We start from the raw sequence: 17,288 nt of genomic DNA, 5'->3' as shown, positions 1-17,288 counted from the left end.
CTCATCGTGCCAGACCCATCCTGAAAAGGCCGCACGTCCCGGACTCCCTGTGAGAGGGAGCACGGGACGTGCGGGAGGTGGCGGAAGCTTACTTTCCGCGGCGCTCGTTGGCGCGACGCATGCGGCGGTTCATGCCGGAGAGGTTGCCGCCCTTGGGCAGCGGACCCTTCGGCAGGCCGGCGCCCGGCTGCGAGGAACCGATGGTGTCCATCGCCTCGATCTTCGCGTTGACTGCGTAGACCTCGTTCTTGCGGTAGTTGCGCGGCAGCTTGAGCAGCTCGCGCTGCAGGTTCTTCAGCGGCACCTGGCCCTCGCCGTCGCCGACGAACATCTCGTACACCGGGACATCGCCGGCGAGGCGGTCCAGGCGACGCTTCTGCTCGTTGACCAGGGTCTTCGCGGCGCTCGGGCTGCCCTCGGCGACGAGGACCACACCCGGGTTGCCCACCACGCGGTGGACGATGGCCGACAAGGTCCGGTTCATGGCCACACCCTGCTTGGTGTGCCACACGATGCCCACGGTGTTGCGCAGGTTGTCCAGCGCCCACCCGGCAGCGCCAGGCTGGTCGCCGATGCGGTCATACATCGAGGTCTGCAGACGACGGGAGAAGAGGTACATCGCCAGCACCGCACCCAGGCCGAGGCCGAGGATGAGCATGAACCACTGGCCGCCCCAGGCGAGGCCGATGAGGAAGAACAGGGCGGCCACACCCACGACGGACAGGACCATGAGCGGGATGAGCAGCTTGTCCTGCTTGCGCTGGAGGTTGAAGGCCTGCCACAGCTGCGAGCGGGTCTCCTTGCTCTTCGCGCGCTTGGCGGCACGGGCCTCTGCCTTCGCGGCCTTCACTGCCGCCTTCTGCTTGTCGTCTGCCATGGCCTCTACCTTAGGTCAGGGGATTGCGGCTGCCTAACGGGAGGTGACCGGTGTGTCCTGCGAGGGGCCGTACTTGGCCAGCAGGGTCGTCGCCTCCTGGTCGGTGGAGCCCTGCGAGGTCTCCGCCAGGTGCTGGAGGTGCTCGGGGATCTCGCGTCCGCGGGCGGCCATGGCCTGGGAGTAGAGGCGGCCGGCGCGGTAGGAGGAGCGCACGAGCGGGCCGGACATGACGGCGCCGAAACCGAGCTCCTCGGCGAAGTCCTTGTGCTCGACGAACTCCTCCGGCTTCACCCAGCGGTCGATGGGGTGGTACATCGGGCCGGGGCGCAGGTACTGGGTGATGGTGATGATGTCGCAGCCGGCGCTGTGCAGGTCGGTGAGGGCCTCGCGGATCTCCTCGACCGTCTCGCCCATGCCGAGGATGAGGTTGGACTTGGTGATCAGCCCGTAGTCCCGCGCCTGACGGAGGACGTCGAGGGAGCGCTCGTAGCGGAAGGCGGGGCGGATGCGCTTGAAGATGCGCGGCACCGTCTCCACGTTGTGGGCGAAGACCTCGGGGCGGGACTCGAAGACCTGCTCCAGCAGCTCGGGGCGCCCGGAGAAGTCGGGGACGAGGTTCTCCACGCCGGTGTGCGGGTTGAGCTCGTGGATCTGGCGGACGACCTCGGCGTAGAGCCAGGCGCCTTCATCCTCGAGGTCGTCGCGGGTGACGCCGGTGATGGTGGAGTAATTGAGGCCCATCTCGCGGACGGACTCGGCCACACGCCGCGGCTCATCGCGGTCCAGCGGCTCCGGCTTGGCGGAGTTGATCTGGCAGAAGTCGCAGCGGCGCGAACAGTTGGCGCCGCCGATGAGGAAGGTGGCCTCCCGGGATTCCCAGCATTCGTGGATGTTGGGGCAACCGGCCTCCTGGCACACCGTGTGCAGGGAGGCCCCGGCGACCTTCTTCTTCATGTCCTCGTACTCGGGCCCGGTCTTCACCGCGTTGCGGATCCAACGGGGCTTGCTCTCGATGGGGGTCTGCGCGTTGCGCTTCTCCACGCGGAGCAGCTTGCGTCCTTCAGGTGCGATAGTCACACCGCCACCATACTCTTTCTATTGATAGGCGGTAACAAGCAGGTCAGCGGCTGATCTTCGTCGGATCGGGCGCCGAGCCGAAGGTGTGGTCGGAGACGGCGAGCTCGCCGGCGAGGGCGGCGGTGAGGGCGTCGATAAGCGGGTCGGTGACCTCTCCGACGGTGACCTCGCGCCCCAGCTCGAGGCTGAGGGTGGTCACGTCGGCGTCGTCGATGCCGCAGGCCACGATGTGCCCGTAATGCTCGAGCGTGTTGGAGCAGTTGAGGCTGAGGCCGTGCATCGTCACCCCGCGGGTGACGCGGATGCCCAGCGCCGCGACCTTCCGGTCGCCCCGCTGCTCGTCGGCGGGGACCCAGACGCCGGAGCGGCCGTCGATACGCCCCGCCTTATCGACGCCCACCTCCCGCACCGTCGCAATCACCGCCTCCTCGAGCCGGCGGACATAGTCGACGACGTCCACCGGCTCCGCCAGACGGATGATCGGATACGCGACGAGCTGGCCCTCCCCGTGCCACGTGATGCGGCCGCCACGGTCGACGTCGACGACGGGCAGGCCGTTGGTCGGGCGATCGCTAGGCTGTGTGCGCTTCCCGGCGGTGTAGACGCTGGGGTGCTCGAGGAGGAGGATCTGGTCGCCGATCTCCTCCGCCGCGCGCTGCGCCGCCAACGCGGCCTGCAGATCCCAGGCCTCCTGGTAGTCGACCACGCCGAGGTGGCGGATCTCCAGGGGCGCGGCGGTGGCGCGGATGGAGCGCTCGGCGGGGAAGAAGGGCTTGCGGGGGGCTGTCATCAGACGCCGCTGGCCTCTGCGTACTCGGCGGCGGTCATGAGCGGGCCGACCTCGGTGACCTCGACCTGGAAGAGCCAGCCGGCGCCGAAGGGGTCGGAGTTGATGATGGCGTAGTCCTCGTGCACGGCGTCGTTGACGGCCGTGACGGTGCCGGTGACCGGGGCGAAGAGGTCGGAGACGGACTTGGTGGATTCGACCTCGCCGCAGGGCTCGCCGGCGGTGACGGTGTCGCCGACCGCAGGCAGCTCGGCGAAGACGACCTCGCCGAGGCGGTCGGCGGCCACCGAGGTGATGCCGACCTTGACGGTGTCACCCGCGGCGGGGGCGGTGGCGTCGATCCACTCGTGGTCCGCGGAGTAGGAGAAGTGCTCGGGCAGGGTGCTCATGGGTGTGCCTTCCGTGGGGGTGTGGGGTCGATGTTAGCGCTCGGGGCGTCGGTAGAAGGGCAGCGCGACCGTCTCGACGGGGTGCCGCTTGCCGCGGATGTCCACCTCGAGGCTCAGGCCGGGCGCGGAGAACTCCGGGTGCAGGCGGGCCAGGGCGATGGGGTGGCCGAGGGTCGGGGAGGGCTGCCCGGAGGTGACCACGCCGACCTTCTCACCCTCCCGGAAGACCTCCGCACCTTCGCGGGCGGCGCGTCGCCCCAGGCCCCGCAGGCCGACGATGGCGGAGGCGGGTTCCCGGCCTACCAGTGCCTCCCGGCCGACGAAGTCCGCCTCCTTGGTGGCGAAGGCGCGGGCCATCCCGGCCTCCACCGGGGTGATGTCGGTGCCCAGTTCCTGGCCGTAGAGCGGCATCCCGGCCTCGAGGCGGAGGGAGTCGCGGGCGGCCAGGCCGGCGGGCAGCATGTCGTAGGCGGACCCGGCATTGAGCAGGGCGTCCCACAGCTCCTCGGCCGCGGCGTTGGGCAGGTAGAGCTCGTAGCCGTCCTCGCCGGTGTAGCCGGTGCGGGCCAGCAGGACATCCACTCCGGCGATGGTGAGCGGGGCGGCCGCGTAGTACTTCATGCCGCGGACCACGGTTTCGTCATCCCCGGCGACGAGGTCGGCGATGATCTGCTCGGCGCGCGGGCCCTGCACCGCGATGAGGGCGGTGCCGAGGGATTCATCGGTCAGCTCGACGTCGAACTCCGCGGCGCGCTCCCGGAACTTCTCCCACACCACGGCGGTGTTGCCGGCGTTGGGCACCACGAGGAACTCGTCCTCGGCCAGGCGGTAGGAGATGAGGTCGTCGAGAATGCCGCCGTCCTCGTCGACGATCATGGAGTACTTTGCCTTGCTCACCGGGATCGATGACAAGGTGGAGATGAGGGCGTGGTCGAGGAACTCGCCCGCCTGCGGGCCGCGCACCCGGATCTGACCCATGTGGGAGAGGTCGAAAAGGCCGGCGGTAGAGCGGACGGCGCGGTGCTCGGCGAGCTCGTTGTCGTACTTCAGCGGCATCGTCCACGGGCCGAAGGGGGTGAAGGTGGCGCCGAGGTCGAGGTGGCGCTCGTGCAGGGGGCTGTGGCGCAGATCGGACACTTAGTTCTCCTCGGAGGTGACGTCGAAGGCCGCCGGCGGCGGGCAGGAGCAGACGAGATTGCGGTCGCCGTAGGCCTCGTTGAGGCGGCGGACCGGCGGGAAGTACTTGGTGCGGCGCAGCGCGGGCACCGGCCAGGCGGCCTGCTCGCGGGTGAAGGGATGATCCCACTCGTCCCGGGACACGCTCCACGCGGTGTAGGGGGCGTGGTGGAGGACGGATTCCTCGTAGGCGACGCGGCCGTCGATGATCTCGTCGATCTCCGCGCGGATGGTGCGCATAGCCTCGATGAAGCGGTCCAGCTCGGCGAGGTCCTCCGACTCGGTCGGCTCGACCATGAGGGTCCCGGCGACGGGGAAGGCGAGGGTGGGGGCGTGGAAGCCGAAGTCGATGAGGCGTTTGGCCACGTCCGCTGCGGTGACCCCAGACTGCGCGGTCAGCGGGCGGATATCGAGGATGCACTCGTGCGCGACCAGCCCGTTGCGGCCCGTGTATAGGGTGGGGAAGCTGTCCTCCAGCGCGCGGGCCACGTAGTTCGCGGACAGGATGGCGCCCGCACTGGCGCGGGCCAGCCCGGCGGTGCCCATCATGGCGATGTACGCCCAGGAGATGGGCAGCACGCCCGCGGAGCCGTGGCGGGTGGCCGAGATCGGCACGCCGGTGCCGACGGCGGCGGGGGAGGCGGCGTCGAGAAGCGTCGGGTCGGAGGGCAGGAAGGGGACGAGATGCTCCGCCACGCATACCGGGCCCACGCCCGGGCCGCCGCCCCCGTGCGGGATGGTGAAGGTCTTGTGCAGGTTGAGGTGGGAGACGTCGCCGCCGAACTGGCCCGGCTGCGCCAGCCCGGTGAGCGCGTTCATGTTTGCGCCGTCGATGTAGACCTGCCCGCCGACGGCGTGGACCTTGTCGCACACCTGCCGCACCGTGTCCTCGAAGACGCCGTGTGTGGAGGGGTAGGTGATCATGATCGCCGCCACCCGGGGACCGTGCTCCGCCAGCTGGGCGTCGAGGTCGGCGAGGTCGATGGAGCCGTCGTCCGCGGTGGCGACCACCACCACCCGCAGGTGCGCGAGCGTGGCGGAGGCCGCATTCGTGCCGTGCGCCGAGGCCGGGACCAGGCAGATGTCGCGCTCCCCGTCGCCCTTCGCCACGTGGTAGCGGCGGATCGCCAGCAGTCCGGCGAGTTCCCCCTGCGAGCCGGCGTTGGGCTGCACCGACACCTGCGCGTAGCCGGTGAGCTCGGCCAGCCAACCCTCGAGCTCCGCGATGAGATCGAGCCAGCCGCGGGCCTGCTCGGCGGGCGCGAAGGGGTGGATGCCCGCGAACTCCGGCCACGTGATCGTCTCCATCCCGGCCGTCGGGTTGAGCTTCATCGTGCACGACCCCAGCGGGATCATCGTGCGGTCGAGCGCCAGATCCTTGTCCGCCAGCTGCCGCAGGTAGCGCAGCATCTGCGTCTCCGAGTGGATCGACGTGAAGATCTCGTGCGTCAGCGCCGGGGTCTGCCGGGGCACGGCCAGGTCGGATGCGCCCGCGGCGGGCGTGCCCCCGAAGGCCGCCACGAGCTTCTCGACGTCCCCCTCCGTCGCCGACTCACCGAAACTCACCCCGACCAGGGTGTCGCTGATCGGGCGCACGAGGTAGCCGTGTTCCGCGAGCTTCTCGACGACCGCGTGGGCGTCCGCCACCTCCACTGCGACGGTGTCGAAGAAGGCCCGGTGCCTGACCTGCGGCACGGAGGCCGCGAAGTCACAGGCCAGGTCGTGGATGCGCTGCGCGATCCTCCGCAACCCCTCCGGGCCGTGGTAGACGGCGTACATGGAGGCGGTGACGGCCAGCAGGGCCTGCGCGGTGCAGATGTTCGAGGTCGCCCGTTCCCGGCGGATGTGCTGTTCCCGGGTCTGCAGCGCCAGGCGGTAGGCGGGTGCGCCCTCCGCGTCAACGGAGACGCCGACCAGACGACCGGGGATCTGCCGCTTGAGGGCATCCGAGACCGCCATGAACGCCGCGTGCGGGCCGCCGTAGAACAGCGGGACGCCGAAGCGCTGCGAGGAGCCGACCGCGATGTCCGCCCCCAGCTCGCCCGGGGACTCGATGAGCATGAGCGCCATCAGGTCGGTGACCACCGTCGCCAGGCCGCCGCGTTCCTGGATGGCCGCGATGACCGGGCGGGGATCACTGATGTCACCCTCCGTGCCGGGGTAGGCGATGACCACCCCGCAGTAGTCCTCGCCCACCAGCTCCTGCGAGAGGTCCGCGACGGTCACCTCCAGGTCGATGGCCCGGGCCCGCTCGGCCGCCACCGCGAGCACCTGCGGGTGCAGGCGCTCGTCGAGCACCACGCCGCGCCCCTTCTTGCGGGCGCGGGACATGAGCCCGATGGCTTCGGCGGTGGCGGAGGCTTCGTCGAGAAGCGAGGCGTTGGCCACGGGCAGCCCGGTGAGCTCGGAGACCATCGTCTGGAAATTGAGCAGCGCCTCGAGGCGCCCCTGGGAGATCTCCGGCTGATACGGCGTGTACGCGGTGTACCAGCCCGGATTCTCCACCACGTTGCGACGGATCACCGGCGGGGTGATCGTGTCCGAGAAGCCCTGCCCGTAGAAGGCGCGCAGCACGGTGTTGCGCTCGGCGTAGTCACGCAGCCGGGCCTGGGCCTGCGTCTCGCTGAGCGCCTCCCGCGCGGGGAGTTCGTCGAGGCGGATGTCGGCGGGGAGGGCGGCGTCGAGAAGCTCGTCGAGGGAGCCGTAGCCCAGCGACTCCAGCATCACCCGCTCCTCGGCCTCGTCCGGACCGGTGTGTCGCGCCAGGTAGGACGCCGGGTCAGTGATCGGTGGCAGGGTCATGCGGGAACGACTCCTCGGTAGCGGATCGGATGACCCCAAGTATAAGAAAAACCGCCACCCCGGCGGGGTGACGGTTGTTCTCAGGACGAGACTAGAGCTCGAGATCCGACTGGAAGTTGGCGGTCTCCAGGCGGTCCTTGATGGTGGTGACGAAGCGGCCTGCATCGGCACCGTCGACGACCTGGTGGTCGTAGGTGAACGGCAGGTAGCACATCTGGCGGATGGCGATCGAGTCGACGCCGTCGTCGGTGACCACCACCGGGCGCTTCTCGATGGCCGCGGTACCCAGGATGCCGGCCTGCGGCGGGCTGAGCACCGGGGTGTCCAGCAGCGCGCCCTCGGAACCGATGTTGCTCACCGTGAAGGTGCCGCCGGACAGATCGTCCGGGCGCAGCTTGCGGTTGCGGGCACGCTCGGCGAGATCGGCGATCCCGGCGGCGATCTCCGCCAGGGACAGATCCTGCGCCTTCTTCAGCACCGGCACCAGCAGGCCCTGCGGGGTGTCCACGGCGATGCCAATGTTGACGTCCGCGTGGTAGGTCATCTCCTTGGTCTCCGCGTTGTAGGACGCGTTGACGTTCGGGTGGGAGACCAGCGCCTCCGCCACGGCCTTGACGATGAAGACCAGGTAGGTCGGGTTCGCGCCGTGCTTGGACACGAACGCCTCCTTGACCTCCTTGCGCAGCTCCGCGACGCGGGTCATGTCGACCTCCTGCACGTGAGTGAGCTGCGCGGAGTTCCGCAGGGACTCCAGCATCGTCTTCGCCGTGATCTCGCGGATGCGGTTGACCTTCTGGGTCGTGCCGATGAGCTCGGCCTTCTCCGGATCCACGGACTTGGTGGACCAGTTGGAGCGGGCCGACTCCTCGACCGCGGCATCGGCCTTGACATCCGCGCCGCCCTCGGCGGCAGCCAGGACATCCTGCTTACGGATACGGCCGCCCACGCCCGTGCCCGTCACCGTGGTGAGGTCGACGCCGTGCTTGTCGGCGAGCTTGCGCACCAGCGGGGTGACGTAGGGGACGTCGGCGTTGGAGGACTTCTCAGCCTTCTCGGCCTTCGGAGCCTCCTGCTTCGGAGCCTCCTTCTTGGGCTCCTCCTTCTTCGGCTCCGGCTTCGGAGCCTCTTCCTTCTCGTTCTCCGCGGCGAGCTTCTCAGCCTCGGCCTGCGCCTTGTCGGTGTCCTTCTTGTCCTCGTCCCGGGCGTCCTTCTGGGCGGCCTTCTTCGGGGAACCGGAACCGACGCGGGCGATGACGGCGCCGACGTCGACGGTGTCGTCCTCGTCAGCGAGGATCTCCAGCAGGGTGCCGGCGACGGGGGAGGGGATCTCGGTGTCGACCTTGTCGGTGGAGACCTCGAGCAGCGGCTCGTCGACCTCGACGGTGTCGCCGACCTGCTTGAGCCACTGGGTGATGGTGCCCTCGGTGACGGACTCGCCCAGCTCGGGCATCTCGACGTCGGTGGAGTCGCCGGAGACGTCCTCGTCGGCGTCCTCATCGGCCTCGGCAGCGTCCTCGACGGTCTCGTTCTCGTCCTTGGACTCCGCCTCCTCGATGGCCTCCTCGGAGGGGACGTCCTCATCCTCGTCGTCGCTGTCACTGCCGCTGTCGCCGGCTGCTGCGTCGGCGTCACCGATGCGGACGATGACGGCGCCGACGTCGACGGTGTCGTCCTCGTCGGCGAGGATTTCGATGATGGTGCCCGCGACGGGGGAGGGGATCTCGGTGTCGACCTTGTCGGTGGAGACCTCGAGCAGCGGCTCATCGACCTCGACGGTGTCGCCGACCTGCTTGAGCCACTGGGTGATGGTGCCCTCGGTGACGGACTCGCCCAGCTCCGGCATCTCCACGTCGGTGGCCTGGCCGGAGGACTTCGGGGCGGACTTCTTCTCCTCCTTGGGAGCCTCCTCCACCTCTTCCTCAGCCTCGACCTCAGCGTCAGCCTCAGCGTCAGCCTCAGCGTCGTCGGCGGAGTCGGACTCAGCGCCTGCCTCGCCCTCCTCGCCGATGATGGCGATGACGGCACCGACATCCACGGTGTCATCCTCCTCGGCCTTGATCTCCAGCAGCACGCCGGCCTGGGGGGAGGGGATCTCGGTGTCGACCTTGTCGGTGGAGACCTCGAGCAGCGGCTCGTCGACCTCGACGCGGTCACCGACCTGCTTCAACCACTGGGTGATGGTGCCTTCGGTAACGGATTCGCCCAGTTCGGGCATCTCTACGGAGAACGCCATAGTGTTTCTGACTCCTCGAAAGTCGTTTGTTGATCGATAGCTAATAGGCCCAAGCGTACCGGGGTTTGTACGGCCGGGTGACCAGTGCCCCTACAATTGTAAAGCGTGTTCAATCTATTCGGCCGCAACAAGTCCCGGTCCGGGCTGAGACCCCCACGCGCACCAGGTGAGACCATCCGCGCGGAGGATGCCGAGCACCTCCGCACCTGGTGCCGGGGCAAGGCCTTCGTCGAGGCCTATGTCGAGCCGGAGACGGTGGTCAACGAGATGTCCGTCGTGCTTGTCGACGAACACGGCGACTTCACCCGCCGCCGCATCGGCGGCCCCAAGGGCATCGACGCCCTGCAGAAACTCCTCGGAGTGCCCATCTTCGACGTGGAGGAGACCGGGTACCCCCAACGCATGCGCGAAAGGATCGAACGCGAGCGGATCCTGCGCAAGCGTGAGGAGCAGAAGCGCCGCCGCGCCGCCTTCGAGCGGGGCGAGCTGCCGGACTAGGTGACCCGGCGGTCGCCTCACTCTCCGGCGATCTCCACCAGCAGCGCCAGGAAGGTGCGCACCGGGACGCCGGTGGCGCGCTTCGGGGTGTAGCCGTGGACGGAGCCGGAGTTGAAGGACGGCCCGGCGATGTCGAGGTGGGCCCATTCGGTGCCCTCGGTGATGAACTTCGACAGGTACAGGCCCGCGTACTCCATGCCGCCCCAGCGGGTGTTGTCCACGTTGCGGATGTCGGCGGTGGGGGACTTGATGGTCTCCTCGTGCTCCTCGAGCAGCGGCATGGCCCAGGCGGGCTCGCCGATGGAACGGCCGACGGCGGCGACTCGGTCGCGCAGGTCCTCGGAACCCATGACTCCGGTGGTGCGGGTGCCCAGGGCGATCATCTGGGCGCCGGTGAGGGTGGCCACCTCGAGGAGGTAGTCGGGGTTGTCCTCGCAGGCGCGCGCGAGGGCGTCGGCCAGCACGATGCGGCCCTCGGCGTCGGTGTTGATGATCTCGGAGGTGATGCCGCCGTAGTGGGTGATCACGTCGCCGGGGCGGGTGGCCAGGCCGTCGGGCATGTTCTCCGCCAGCGGCAGAGTGGCGGTGATGCGCACCGGCAGGTTGAGCTGCGCGGCGGCGAGGACGGTGGCGGCGACGGCGGCGGAACCACCCATGTCGGAGATCATGTTCTCCATGTTCGCGCCGGGCTTGAGCGAGATGCCGCCGGTGTCGAAGGTGATGCCCTTGCCCACCAGCGCGACGCTCTTCTTCGCCTTCTTCGGCGCCCAGGTCAGGCGCACCAGGCGCGGGGGGCGGGCGGAGCCGCGGCCGACGGCGAGGATGCCGCCGAAGCCCTGCTTCTCCAGGTCCTGCTCGTCGAGGACCTCGACCTTGACGCCGGCCTCGCGGGCGGCGTCGGCAAGCACGGCGGCGTAGGACTCGGGGTAGAGGTGGGAGGAGGGGGTGTTGACCAGGTCGCGGGCGAAGGCGACGGCCTCCGCGGTGGTCACGGCGGTCTGGAAGGCCTTCTTGTCGCCGTCGACGAACACGACCTTATCGACGCCGCCGTTCTCCTCCTCCTCGCTCCGGATCCCGCGGTAGTGGTACGCGCCGAGGATGAGGCCCTCGACGGCCGGGGCGAGCCCGAAGACGCCGAGTGAGGTGGCGACGGTACCCAGGCCCTTGAGGGCGCGGGCGGCGCTGCCGGCGGCGCGGCGCACGGTCTCGTCGTCGAGCTCCTCCGGGTCGCCCAGGCCGACGGCGATGACGGAGCTGTCCCCGAAGGGGACGCGGGTGATCTCGTTGGCCTTGCCCTTCGCCCCGACGGCGCTGAGGTGGGCGAGGACCTGGCGGGAGGCGGCGTCGTCAAGCAGGGTCGACGTGGGCAGCTCCGGGCCGTCCTCGCCGCTGAGCAGCGGCACCAGCAGCGCGTCGGTCTTCTTGGGGGCCTTCTTCGCCAACTCGACGGCGGGGATGGTGCCGCGGGCCGGCAGGGTGAAGGTGGGCTTGGCCATGGATATTCCTCCTGTTTGTGGCGTGGGGATGCATCCAGCTTATAGAGATCACCACTGAGGTGTCGGTGTAGCGTTGTCGACATGACGTCTCTCAATTTCACCGTCAACCGCACGAGCACCCCGACGTCCGACGAGGTGCGCGGGGAGATTCTGGGGAATCCGCGGTTCGGCAAGAACTTCACCGATCACATGGTCACCATCGAGTGGACCGAGGAGAAGGGCTGGCACGACGCGCGCGTGCGCCCCTACGAGGCGATCCCCATGGACCCGGCCACCACCGTGTTCCATTACGGACAGGCGATCTTCGAGGGCATCAAGGCCTACCGGCAGCCGGACGGTTCCATCGCCACCTTCCGCCCCGAGCGCAACGCCGAGCGCATGCAGCGTTCCGCCGAGCGCATGGCGATGCCGCCGCTCCCCACCGCCGACTTCCTCGAAGCGATCCGCCTGCTTGTCGACGTCGACCGGGACTGGGTCCCCGCCGCCGGCGGCGAGGCCAGCCTCTACCTACGACCCTTCATGATCTCCACTGAAGTTTCCCTCGGCGTGAGCCCCGCGAACAAGTACACCTTCTTCGTCATCGCCTCGCCCGTCGGCGCCTACTTCACCGGTGGCGTCAAGCCCGTCTCCGTGTGGCTGAGCGAGGACTACGTCCGCGCCGCCCCGGGCGGCACCGGCGCCGCGAAGTTCGCGGGCAACTACGCCGCCTCCCTGCTCGCGCAGGCGCAGGCCGAGGAGAAGGGCTGCGACCAGGTCGTGTGGCTCGACGCCATCGAGCACACCTACATCGAAGAGATGGGCGGCATGAACCTCTTCTTCGTGTACGGCTCGGGTGCGGATGCCCGCATCGTCACCCCGGAACTTTCCGGATCCCTGCTGGCCGGCGTCACCCGTGATTCCCTCCTGCAGGTCGCCCGCGATCTCGGCTACGAGACGGAGGAGCGCAAGATCTCCAAGTACGAGTGGCGCGACGACGTCGCCTCCGGTGCCATGACCGAGACCCTGGCCTGCGGCACCGCCGCCGTCATCACCCCGGTCGGGCGGGTCCTGTCCAACGACGGGGAGTTCGAGATCAACGGCAACCAGCCCGGCGAGATCACCATGGCGATGCGCGAGCGACTCACCCACATCCAGCGCGGCGAGTACGAGGACCGCCACGGGTGGGTGCACACCCTGGTTACGGCCTAATCAGCCAGCAGCCCGGCGGCGGCCTGCACCAGCGGGAGCGCCGCCAGCGCGCCCGTGCCCTGCCCGGCGTTCATGTCCAGGGCCAGCAGGGGCGTGAGCTCGAGAGCCTGCAGCGCGATGAGGTGCGCGGGCTCCGGGGTCAGCTGCCCGGCCTGGCACCAGGCACGGACGCCGGGGGAGAAACGTTCCGCCAGGTAGGCGGCGACGGCGACGGGGGCGCCGTCGATAAGCAGGGGAGTCCGGCGCGCGGCGGCCTGGGCGATGAAACCGACCAGAGCCACCAGGTCCGGCGAGCCGATGCGGCGCAGGACCTCCTCCGGGTCGTCGCTGAGCCCGCGGACGCGGAACATCGCGTCCCGGATGGCCTCGACCTTGATCTTCCACAGCTCGTCGGTGGTGCCGGCCCCCGGGCCGACGACGGCCACCGGTTCCGTGCCCGTGAACGCCCCGAGGACGGCGGCCGCGACGGTGGTGCCGCCCACCCCGAGATCTCCCGGAATGAGCAGGTCAACGCCTGAATCGATCTCCTGGTCCGCGACCCGGCGCCCGATCTCCACGGCGCGCGCGAACTGCTCGGCGTCCATGGCGTCCTCGACGTCGACGGCCCCGGAGGAGCGCGCCACCCGTTCCTCGCCCCAGGCCTCGTGGTCGAGGGAGATGTCCACGACGCGTACCGACGCCCCCGTGGCCCGGGCCAGCACATTGACCACCGCCGCGCCCTGCTCGATCTCCTGCGCGCGCGCGACGGAGTGCCCGGGAGCAAGGAGCGACATGCCCCGCTGCGCGACGCCGTGATCACCGGCGAACACGATCACCCGGCAGCGCTCCACAGGCCGCGGGGGGAAAATCCCCTGACAGGCGGCGACCCAGGCGCCGAGATCCCGGAGGCGCCCGGTGCCCGCCGACTCGGAGGCCTGCAGAGCGGCCTCCGCGGAGGCGGCGTCGGGAGCGGTGAGCGGGGCGGGGGCGGCAAGCATGCCTACACCTTATCGCCGACCGCGACGCGCGGCTTCGGCGAACGCCACTTCCGCGGCTGCGTCATGCGGGAGTAGGTGTAGAAGCCCAGACCCAGGCCGGTGGCGGTGGTGTCGGGGAACTTCTCGCGGACCGCCTTGTTCGCGGCGGAACCGGCCCACACGCCCTCGATGAAGAAGACGACCATGAGGGCCATGGCGATGAGCGACATGATGTTGGCGAAGGTCGGCGCGAACGTGCCGATGAACATGATCACCAGCAGGCCCAGCGCCACCGGCAGCACCCAGTTGTTGATGAAGCGGCGGGAATCCACCCAGTCGCGGATGAAACGGCGCTCGACGCCCTGGTCGCGGGGGAGCAGGTAACGCTCGTCGCCGGAGTCCATCGCCTTCTGCACCTCCCTCTGCTGCTGGCGGTGCTCCGTGCGCTCCTTGGCCTTGTAGGCCTTCCACTCCTCCTTGGACATGGACTTCTTCAGTTCCTTGCGCCGGGCGCTCGCCTGCGCCTGGGAGCGGGGGGCCTGACGGTCACGGATGACGCCGCGCTCGATCTCCACCTCCTTGCGCTTCGGGGTGGGGCGGCCCTTGGGTGCGGTGTAACCGCGCGGGCGGGGATCCTCGGCGGGCGCGGGCTCCGGGGTCGCGGAGGCCTCGACCGGGGACGGTTCTTCGGATTTCTGCCAGGGGAGTTTCACGGCTCCCAGGCTACAAGGCCGATGCGGTGCAGCGGGAATACGGGTCTGGGTCGCCGCGTTGGGAATGGGTAGGCGCACCCATTCTCGGGCGACGAGTATGGTGGGCCCGTAACTTAGCTCGCACACGCAAGGAGATCCAGACCATGACCGCTCCCGCATCCAGCACCGGCGTCATCCTCACCGACGCCGCCGCCGCCAAGGCCAAGGCGCTCCTCGACCAGGAGGGCCGCGATGACCTGGCTCTGCGCATCGCCGTCCAGCCGGGTGGCTGCGCCGGGCTGCGCTACCAGCTCTACTTCGACGATCGTGACCTCGACGGTGACAAGGTCGAGGAGATCGGCGGGGTCCGCCTCGTCGTGGACAAGATGAGCGTCCCCTACCTCAGCGGCGCGAAGATCGACTTCGCGGACACCATCGAGTCCCAGGGCTTCACCATCGACAACCCCAACGCCGGCGGCGCCTGCGCCTGCGGCGACTCCTTCAACTAGGCCGCGGCCGCGCCACCTCAGAACAGCGAGACCACCAGGTTGATGGTCGTCGCTGTGATGGCGGTGGCGAAGATGAAGGCGTAGAAGGAATGGATGAGTGCCGACGTCCTGATCTGCCGGGAGGAGATCGCGGTGTCGGAGACCTGGTACGTCATGCCCAGTGAGAACGCCAGGTAGGCGAAATCGACGTACGCCGGGGGTTCCTCCTGGTTGAAGCTCACCCCGCCCGGCGGCTGCGCGCTGTAATACTGGGCTGCGTAGTGCAGGGTGAACACGGTGTGCACCAGCAGCCAACTGGCCGCGACGGTGCCCAGGCCGAGCAGGCCCAGCAGGGCGCGCTCGAGGCCGTGGGTGGTGGTGGCGTCGATAAGCAGCAGCGCGACGGTGACCAACGAGAGAATCGTCGCGGAGTTGAGCAGGAACGCCCGCGCGGCGGGGGAGGGGACCTCGCCGCCGGCGTGATCGGCCGTCCGGGAGGGGGACATCCGGGCGATGGAGGCCCACACGGCGATGTCGTACGTGAGTGCGGCGGCGCCCCAGCCCATGGCGGGGCCGCGCCACCACCCGCTGAGCAGCGAGACGAGGACCGTCACCGACACTCCCACGAGCACCATGATGACGGCCCGGTGGCGGGCCTCCTGGCGGGCGGTGCGCATCAGATGTCGACCGGGTAGTCCTTCTCCTCGATCCCCGGGTCGATCCGGTTCTCAATGAAGATGCCGTGCCACACCATGAACGCCAGCACCGTCCACAGGCGGCGGGAGTGGTCGGAGACGCCGTCGCGGTGCTCCTTGAGCATCTCGAGCACGGCGGCGCGGTCGAAGATGTCATCGGTCTGCGACTCGTTGATGGTGTCCTGCGCCCAGCCGAAGAGCTCGTCGCCGGCCAGCCAGTGGCGCATGGGCACCGGGAAGCCCAGCTTCCGGCGGTGCAGGACATGCGGCGGAACAATCTGCTCCATGGCCTTCCGCAGGGCGTACTTGGTGGTGCCCCCGGCGATCTTGAGGTCGTGCGGGATGGTCTGCGCCACCTCGAAGACCTCCTTGTCCAGGAAGGGCACGCGCAGCTCGAGGGAGTTGGCCATGTTGATCTTGTCGGCCTTGACCAGGATGTCACCGCGCATCCAGGTGAACAGGTCGAGGTGCTGCATCCGCGCCACCGGATCCATGTGCCGGGACTCGGCGTAGATCGGGGCGGTGACCTCCTTGTGGTCCCACTCCTCCTTCGCCCAGGGCAGCACCCGCTGCAACTGCTCGAAGTTGAAGGAACGGGCGTTGCCGTAATAGCGCTCCTCCATCGTCATCGAACCGCGCTCGAGGAGGGACTTGCCCTTCATGCCGTCCGGCAGCACCCGGGACAGGCGGCCGAGGCCGCGGCGCAACGGGGTGGGGACCTTCTCGAAACCGGCCAGCGACAGCGGCTCCTTGTAGATGGTGTAGCCGCCGAAGAGCTCGTCCGCGCCCTCGCCGGACAGCACGACCTTGACGTGCTTGCGGGCCTCCTGCGCGACGAAGTAGAGGGGCACCAGGGAGGGATCGGCGACCGGATCATCGAGGTACCACATGATCTTCGGGATGGCCGCGGCGTACTCCTCGGGGGAGACGACCTTGACGATGTGCTCCACCCCGATCGCGGCCGCGGACTCCGCCGCGACGTCGACCTCGGAGTAGCCCTCCCGCTCGAAACCGGTGGTGAAGGTCAGCAGGTTGGGGTTGTGGCGCTTGGCCAGGGTGGCGATGGCGGTCGAATCGATACCGCCGGAGAGGAAGGAGCCCACCGTGACGTCGGCGCGCATGTGCTTCTCGACGCTGTCCTCCAGGGCGCGCGCAATGCGGTCGAAGAGATCCTGCTCCTTACCCTTGGGCACCGGGGTGACCTCGAAGCGCGGCTTGAAGTAGCGCTTGGCCTCCACGGTCTCGCCCGCACGCAGCGTGGCGGTGCAACCCGATTCCAGGCGGCGGATCTCCGTGTGGAGGGACTCCGGCTCCGGGACGTACTGGAGGTCGACGTAATGCTCGATGGCCCGGCGGTCAAGCTCCAGGCCGAGACCCAGCTCCGGGGCCATGTCCAGGATGGACTTCTTCTCCGAGGAAAACACCGTGCCGGCCGCCGTGGTGGCGTAGTAGAGCGGCTTGATGCCGAACTGGTCGCGGGCGACGAAGAGCACCTTCTCCTGGGTGTCCCAGATGACGAAGGCGAACATGCCCCGCAGGTGCTCGACGACGTCCTCACCCCAGTGGTGGTAGCCGACGACGATGGTCTCCGAGTCGCCCTGGGTACGGAATTCGTGCCCGGCGGCGCTGAGCTCCTCACGGAGCTCGACGTAGTTGTAGATCTCGCCGTTGAAGATGAGCGCATAGCGGTCCGGGTTGTCCTCCGGGCCCCACACCAGGGGCTGGTGGGAGTGCTCGAGGTCGACGATGGAGAGGCGGTTGAAACCGAACACGACGTCCGCGTCGTGCCAGGTGCCCGCGTCATCGGGGCCGCGGTGGCGCATGCACGGCAACGCCCGGGTCACTGCGTCGACGAAAGAGCCGGCCGAACCGTCGGCCGTGAGCATGCCAAGAAAACCGCACATGTGGAAATGTTCTCCTCTATATAACGGGTG

At 69.0% G+C, this 17,288-nt stretch carries 15 protein-coding genes; 3 read left to right on the top strand and 12 right to left on the bottom strand.

Going from position 1 to position 17,288, the window contains the following annotated elements; translation table 11 throughout:
• Positions 1-88 precede the first annotated feature (88 nt).
• From ACFPUZ_RS01855 to sucB, 7 genes are all read right to left on the bottom strand, one after another.
• Positions 89-877: a DUF4191 domain-containing protein gene (locus tag ACFPUZ_RS01855; protein WP_376999314.1), complete on the bottom strand. Its 789-nt coding sequence runs from the start codon at positions 875-877 to the stop codon at positions 89-91.
• Between the two features lie 33 nt (positions 878-910).
• Positions 911-1,954, bottom strand: a complete 1,044-nt coding sequence (lipA, locus tag ACFPUZ_RS01850; RefSeq protein ID WP_376999312.1) for a lipoyl synthase — start codon at positions 1,952-1,954, stop codon at positions 911-913.
• A 43-nt stretch (positions 1,955-1,997) separates the two neighbouring features.
• Entirely contained in the window at positions 1,998-2,744 is a 747-nt protein-coding gene (gene lipB / locus ACFPUZ_RS01845) for a lipoyl(octanoyl) transferase LipB (protein WP_376999310.1), read from the bottom strand.
• Positions 2,744-3,130 (bottom strand): glycine cleavage system protein GcvH, encoded by a 387-nt coding sequence (gene gcvH / locus ACFPUZ_RS01840; protein WP_376999308.1) that lies wholly within the window; start codon positions 3,128-3,130, stop codon positions 2,744-2,746. The genes lipB and gcvH overlap by 1 nt, the downstream gene beginning before the upstream one ends.
• A 33-nt stretch (positions 3,131-3,163) precedes the next feature.
• Positions 3,164-4,267, bottom strand: a complete 1,104-nt coding sequence (gene gcvT / locus ACFPUZ_RS01835; RefSeq protein WP_376999306.1) for a glycine cleavage system aminomethyltransferase GcvT — start codon at positions 4,265-4,267, stop codon at positions 3,164-3,166.
• Positions 4,268-7,108: an aminomethyl-transferring glycine dehydrogenase gene (gene gcvP / locus ACFPUZ_RS01830; protein ID WP_376999304.1), complete on the bottom strand. Its 2,841-nt coding sequence runs from the start codon at positions 7,106-7,108 to the stop codon at positions 4,268-4,270.
• Between the two features lie 91 nt (positions 7,109-7,199).
• Positions 7,200-9,341: a 2-oxoglutarate dehydrogenase, E2 component, dihydrolipoamide succinyltransferase gene (gene sucB, locus ACFPUZ_RS01825; RefSeq protein ID WP_376999302.1), complete on the bottom strand. Its 2,142-nt coding sequence runs from the start codon at positions 9,339-9,341 to the stop codon at positions 7,200-7,202.
• A gap of 105 nt (positions 9,342-9,446) precedes the next feature.
• On the opposite strand from sucB, the gene ACFPUZ_RS01820 reads away from it, so the two are divergent.
• Positions 9,447-9,839 (top strand): oxidoreductase, encoded by a 393-nt coding sequence (locus ACFPUZ_RS01820; protein ID WP_376999300.1) that lies wholly within the window; start codon positions 9,447-9,449, stop codon positions 9,837-9,839.
• A gap of 17 nt (positions 9,840-9,856) precedes the next feature.
• Here the strand turns inward: ACFPUZ_RS01820 and ACFPUZ_RS01815 are convergent, their stop codons facing one another.
• Positions 9,857-11,335 carry a leucyl aminopeptidase gene (locus tag ACFPUZ_RS01815; RefSeq protein ID WP_376999298.1) on the bottom strand — a complete coding sequence of 493 codons (1,479 nt, stop codon included), beginning with the start codon at positions 11,333-11,335 and terminating at the stop codon, positions 9,857-9,859.
• Between the two features lie 81 nt (positions 11,336-11,416).
• Between ACFPUZ_RS01815 and ACFPUZ_RS01810 the strand changes: the two genes are divergently transcribed.
• The gene (locus ACFPUZ_RS01810; protein WP_376999296.1) at positions 11,417-12,523 is read left to right on the top strand and encodes a branched-chain amino acid aminotransferase; all 1,107 of its coding nucleotides are present in this window, start codon (positions 11,417-11,419) and stop codon (positions 12,521-12,523) included.
• Here ACFPUZ_RS01810 and ACFPUZ_RS01805 read toward each other — a convergent pair.
• Positions 12,520-13,500, bottom strand: coding sequence for a nicotinate-nucleotide--dimethylbenzimidazole phosphoribosyltransferase (locus ACFPUZ_RS01805; protein ID WP_376999294.1), 981 nt, complete (start codon positions 13,498-13,500; stop codon positions 12,520-12,522). The genes ACFPUZ_RS01810 and ACFPUZ_RS01805 overlap by 4 nt on opposite strands.
• A gap of 2 nt (positions 13,501-13,502) precedes the next feature.
• On the bottom strand, positions 13,503-14,192 hold the full coding sequence (locus tag ACFPUZ_RS01800) for a DUF3043 domain-containing protein (RefSeq protein WP_376999292.1): 690 nt from the start codon (positions 14,190-14,192) through the stop codon (positions 13,503-13,505).
• A 143-nt stretch (positions 14,193-14,335) separates the two neighbouring features.
• On the opposite strand from ACFPUZ_RS01800, the gene ACFPUZ_RS01795 reads away from it, so the two are divergent.
• Positions 14,336-14,680: a HesB/IscA family protein gene (locus tag ACFPUZ_RS01795; RefSeq protein ID WP_376999290.1), complete on the top strand. Its 345-nt coding sequence runs from the start codon at positions 14,336-14,338 to the stop codon at positions 14,678-14,680.
• Between the two features lie 17 nt (positions 14,681-14,697).
• Here the strand turns inward: ACFPUZ_RS01795 and ACFPUZ_RS01790 are convergent, their stop codons facing one another.
• Together ACFPUZ_RS01790 and asnB are read right to left on the bottom strand one after the other, a co-directional pair.
• The gene (locus tag ACFPUZ_RS01790) at positions 14,698-15,336 is read right to left on the bottom strand and encodes a DUF1345 domain-containing protein (RefSeq protein WP_376999289.1); all 639 of its coding nucleotides are present in this window, start codon (positions 15,334-15,336) and stop codon (positions 14,698-14,700) included.
• The gene (asnB, locus tag ACFPUZ_RS01785) at positions 15,336-17,258 is read right to left on the bottom strand and encodes an asparagine synthase (glutamine-hydrolyzing) (RefSeq protein ID WP_376999287.1); all 1,923 of its coding nucleotides are present in this window, start codon (positions 17,256-17,258) and stop codon (positions 15,336-15,338) included. Before asnB ends, ACFPUZ_RS01790 begins: the two co-directional genes overlap by 1 nt.
• Positions 17,259-17,288: the final 30 nt, after the last annotated feature.

The sequence above is a fragment of the Corynebacterium nasicanis genome, assembly GCF_042658165.1.
Classification (GTDB): Bacteria; Actinomycetota; Actinomycetes; order Mycobacteriales; family Mycobacteriaceae; genus Corynebacterium; species Corynebacterium nasicanis.
Note: the sequence above shows the minus strand (reverse complement) of the source record. Positions and strands in the feature narration are given on the sequence as shown.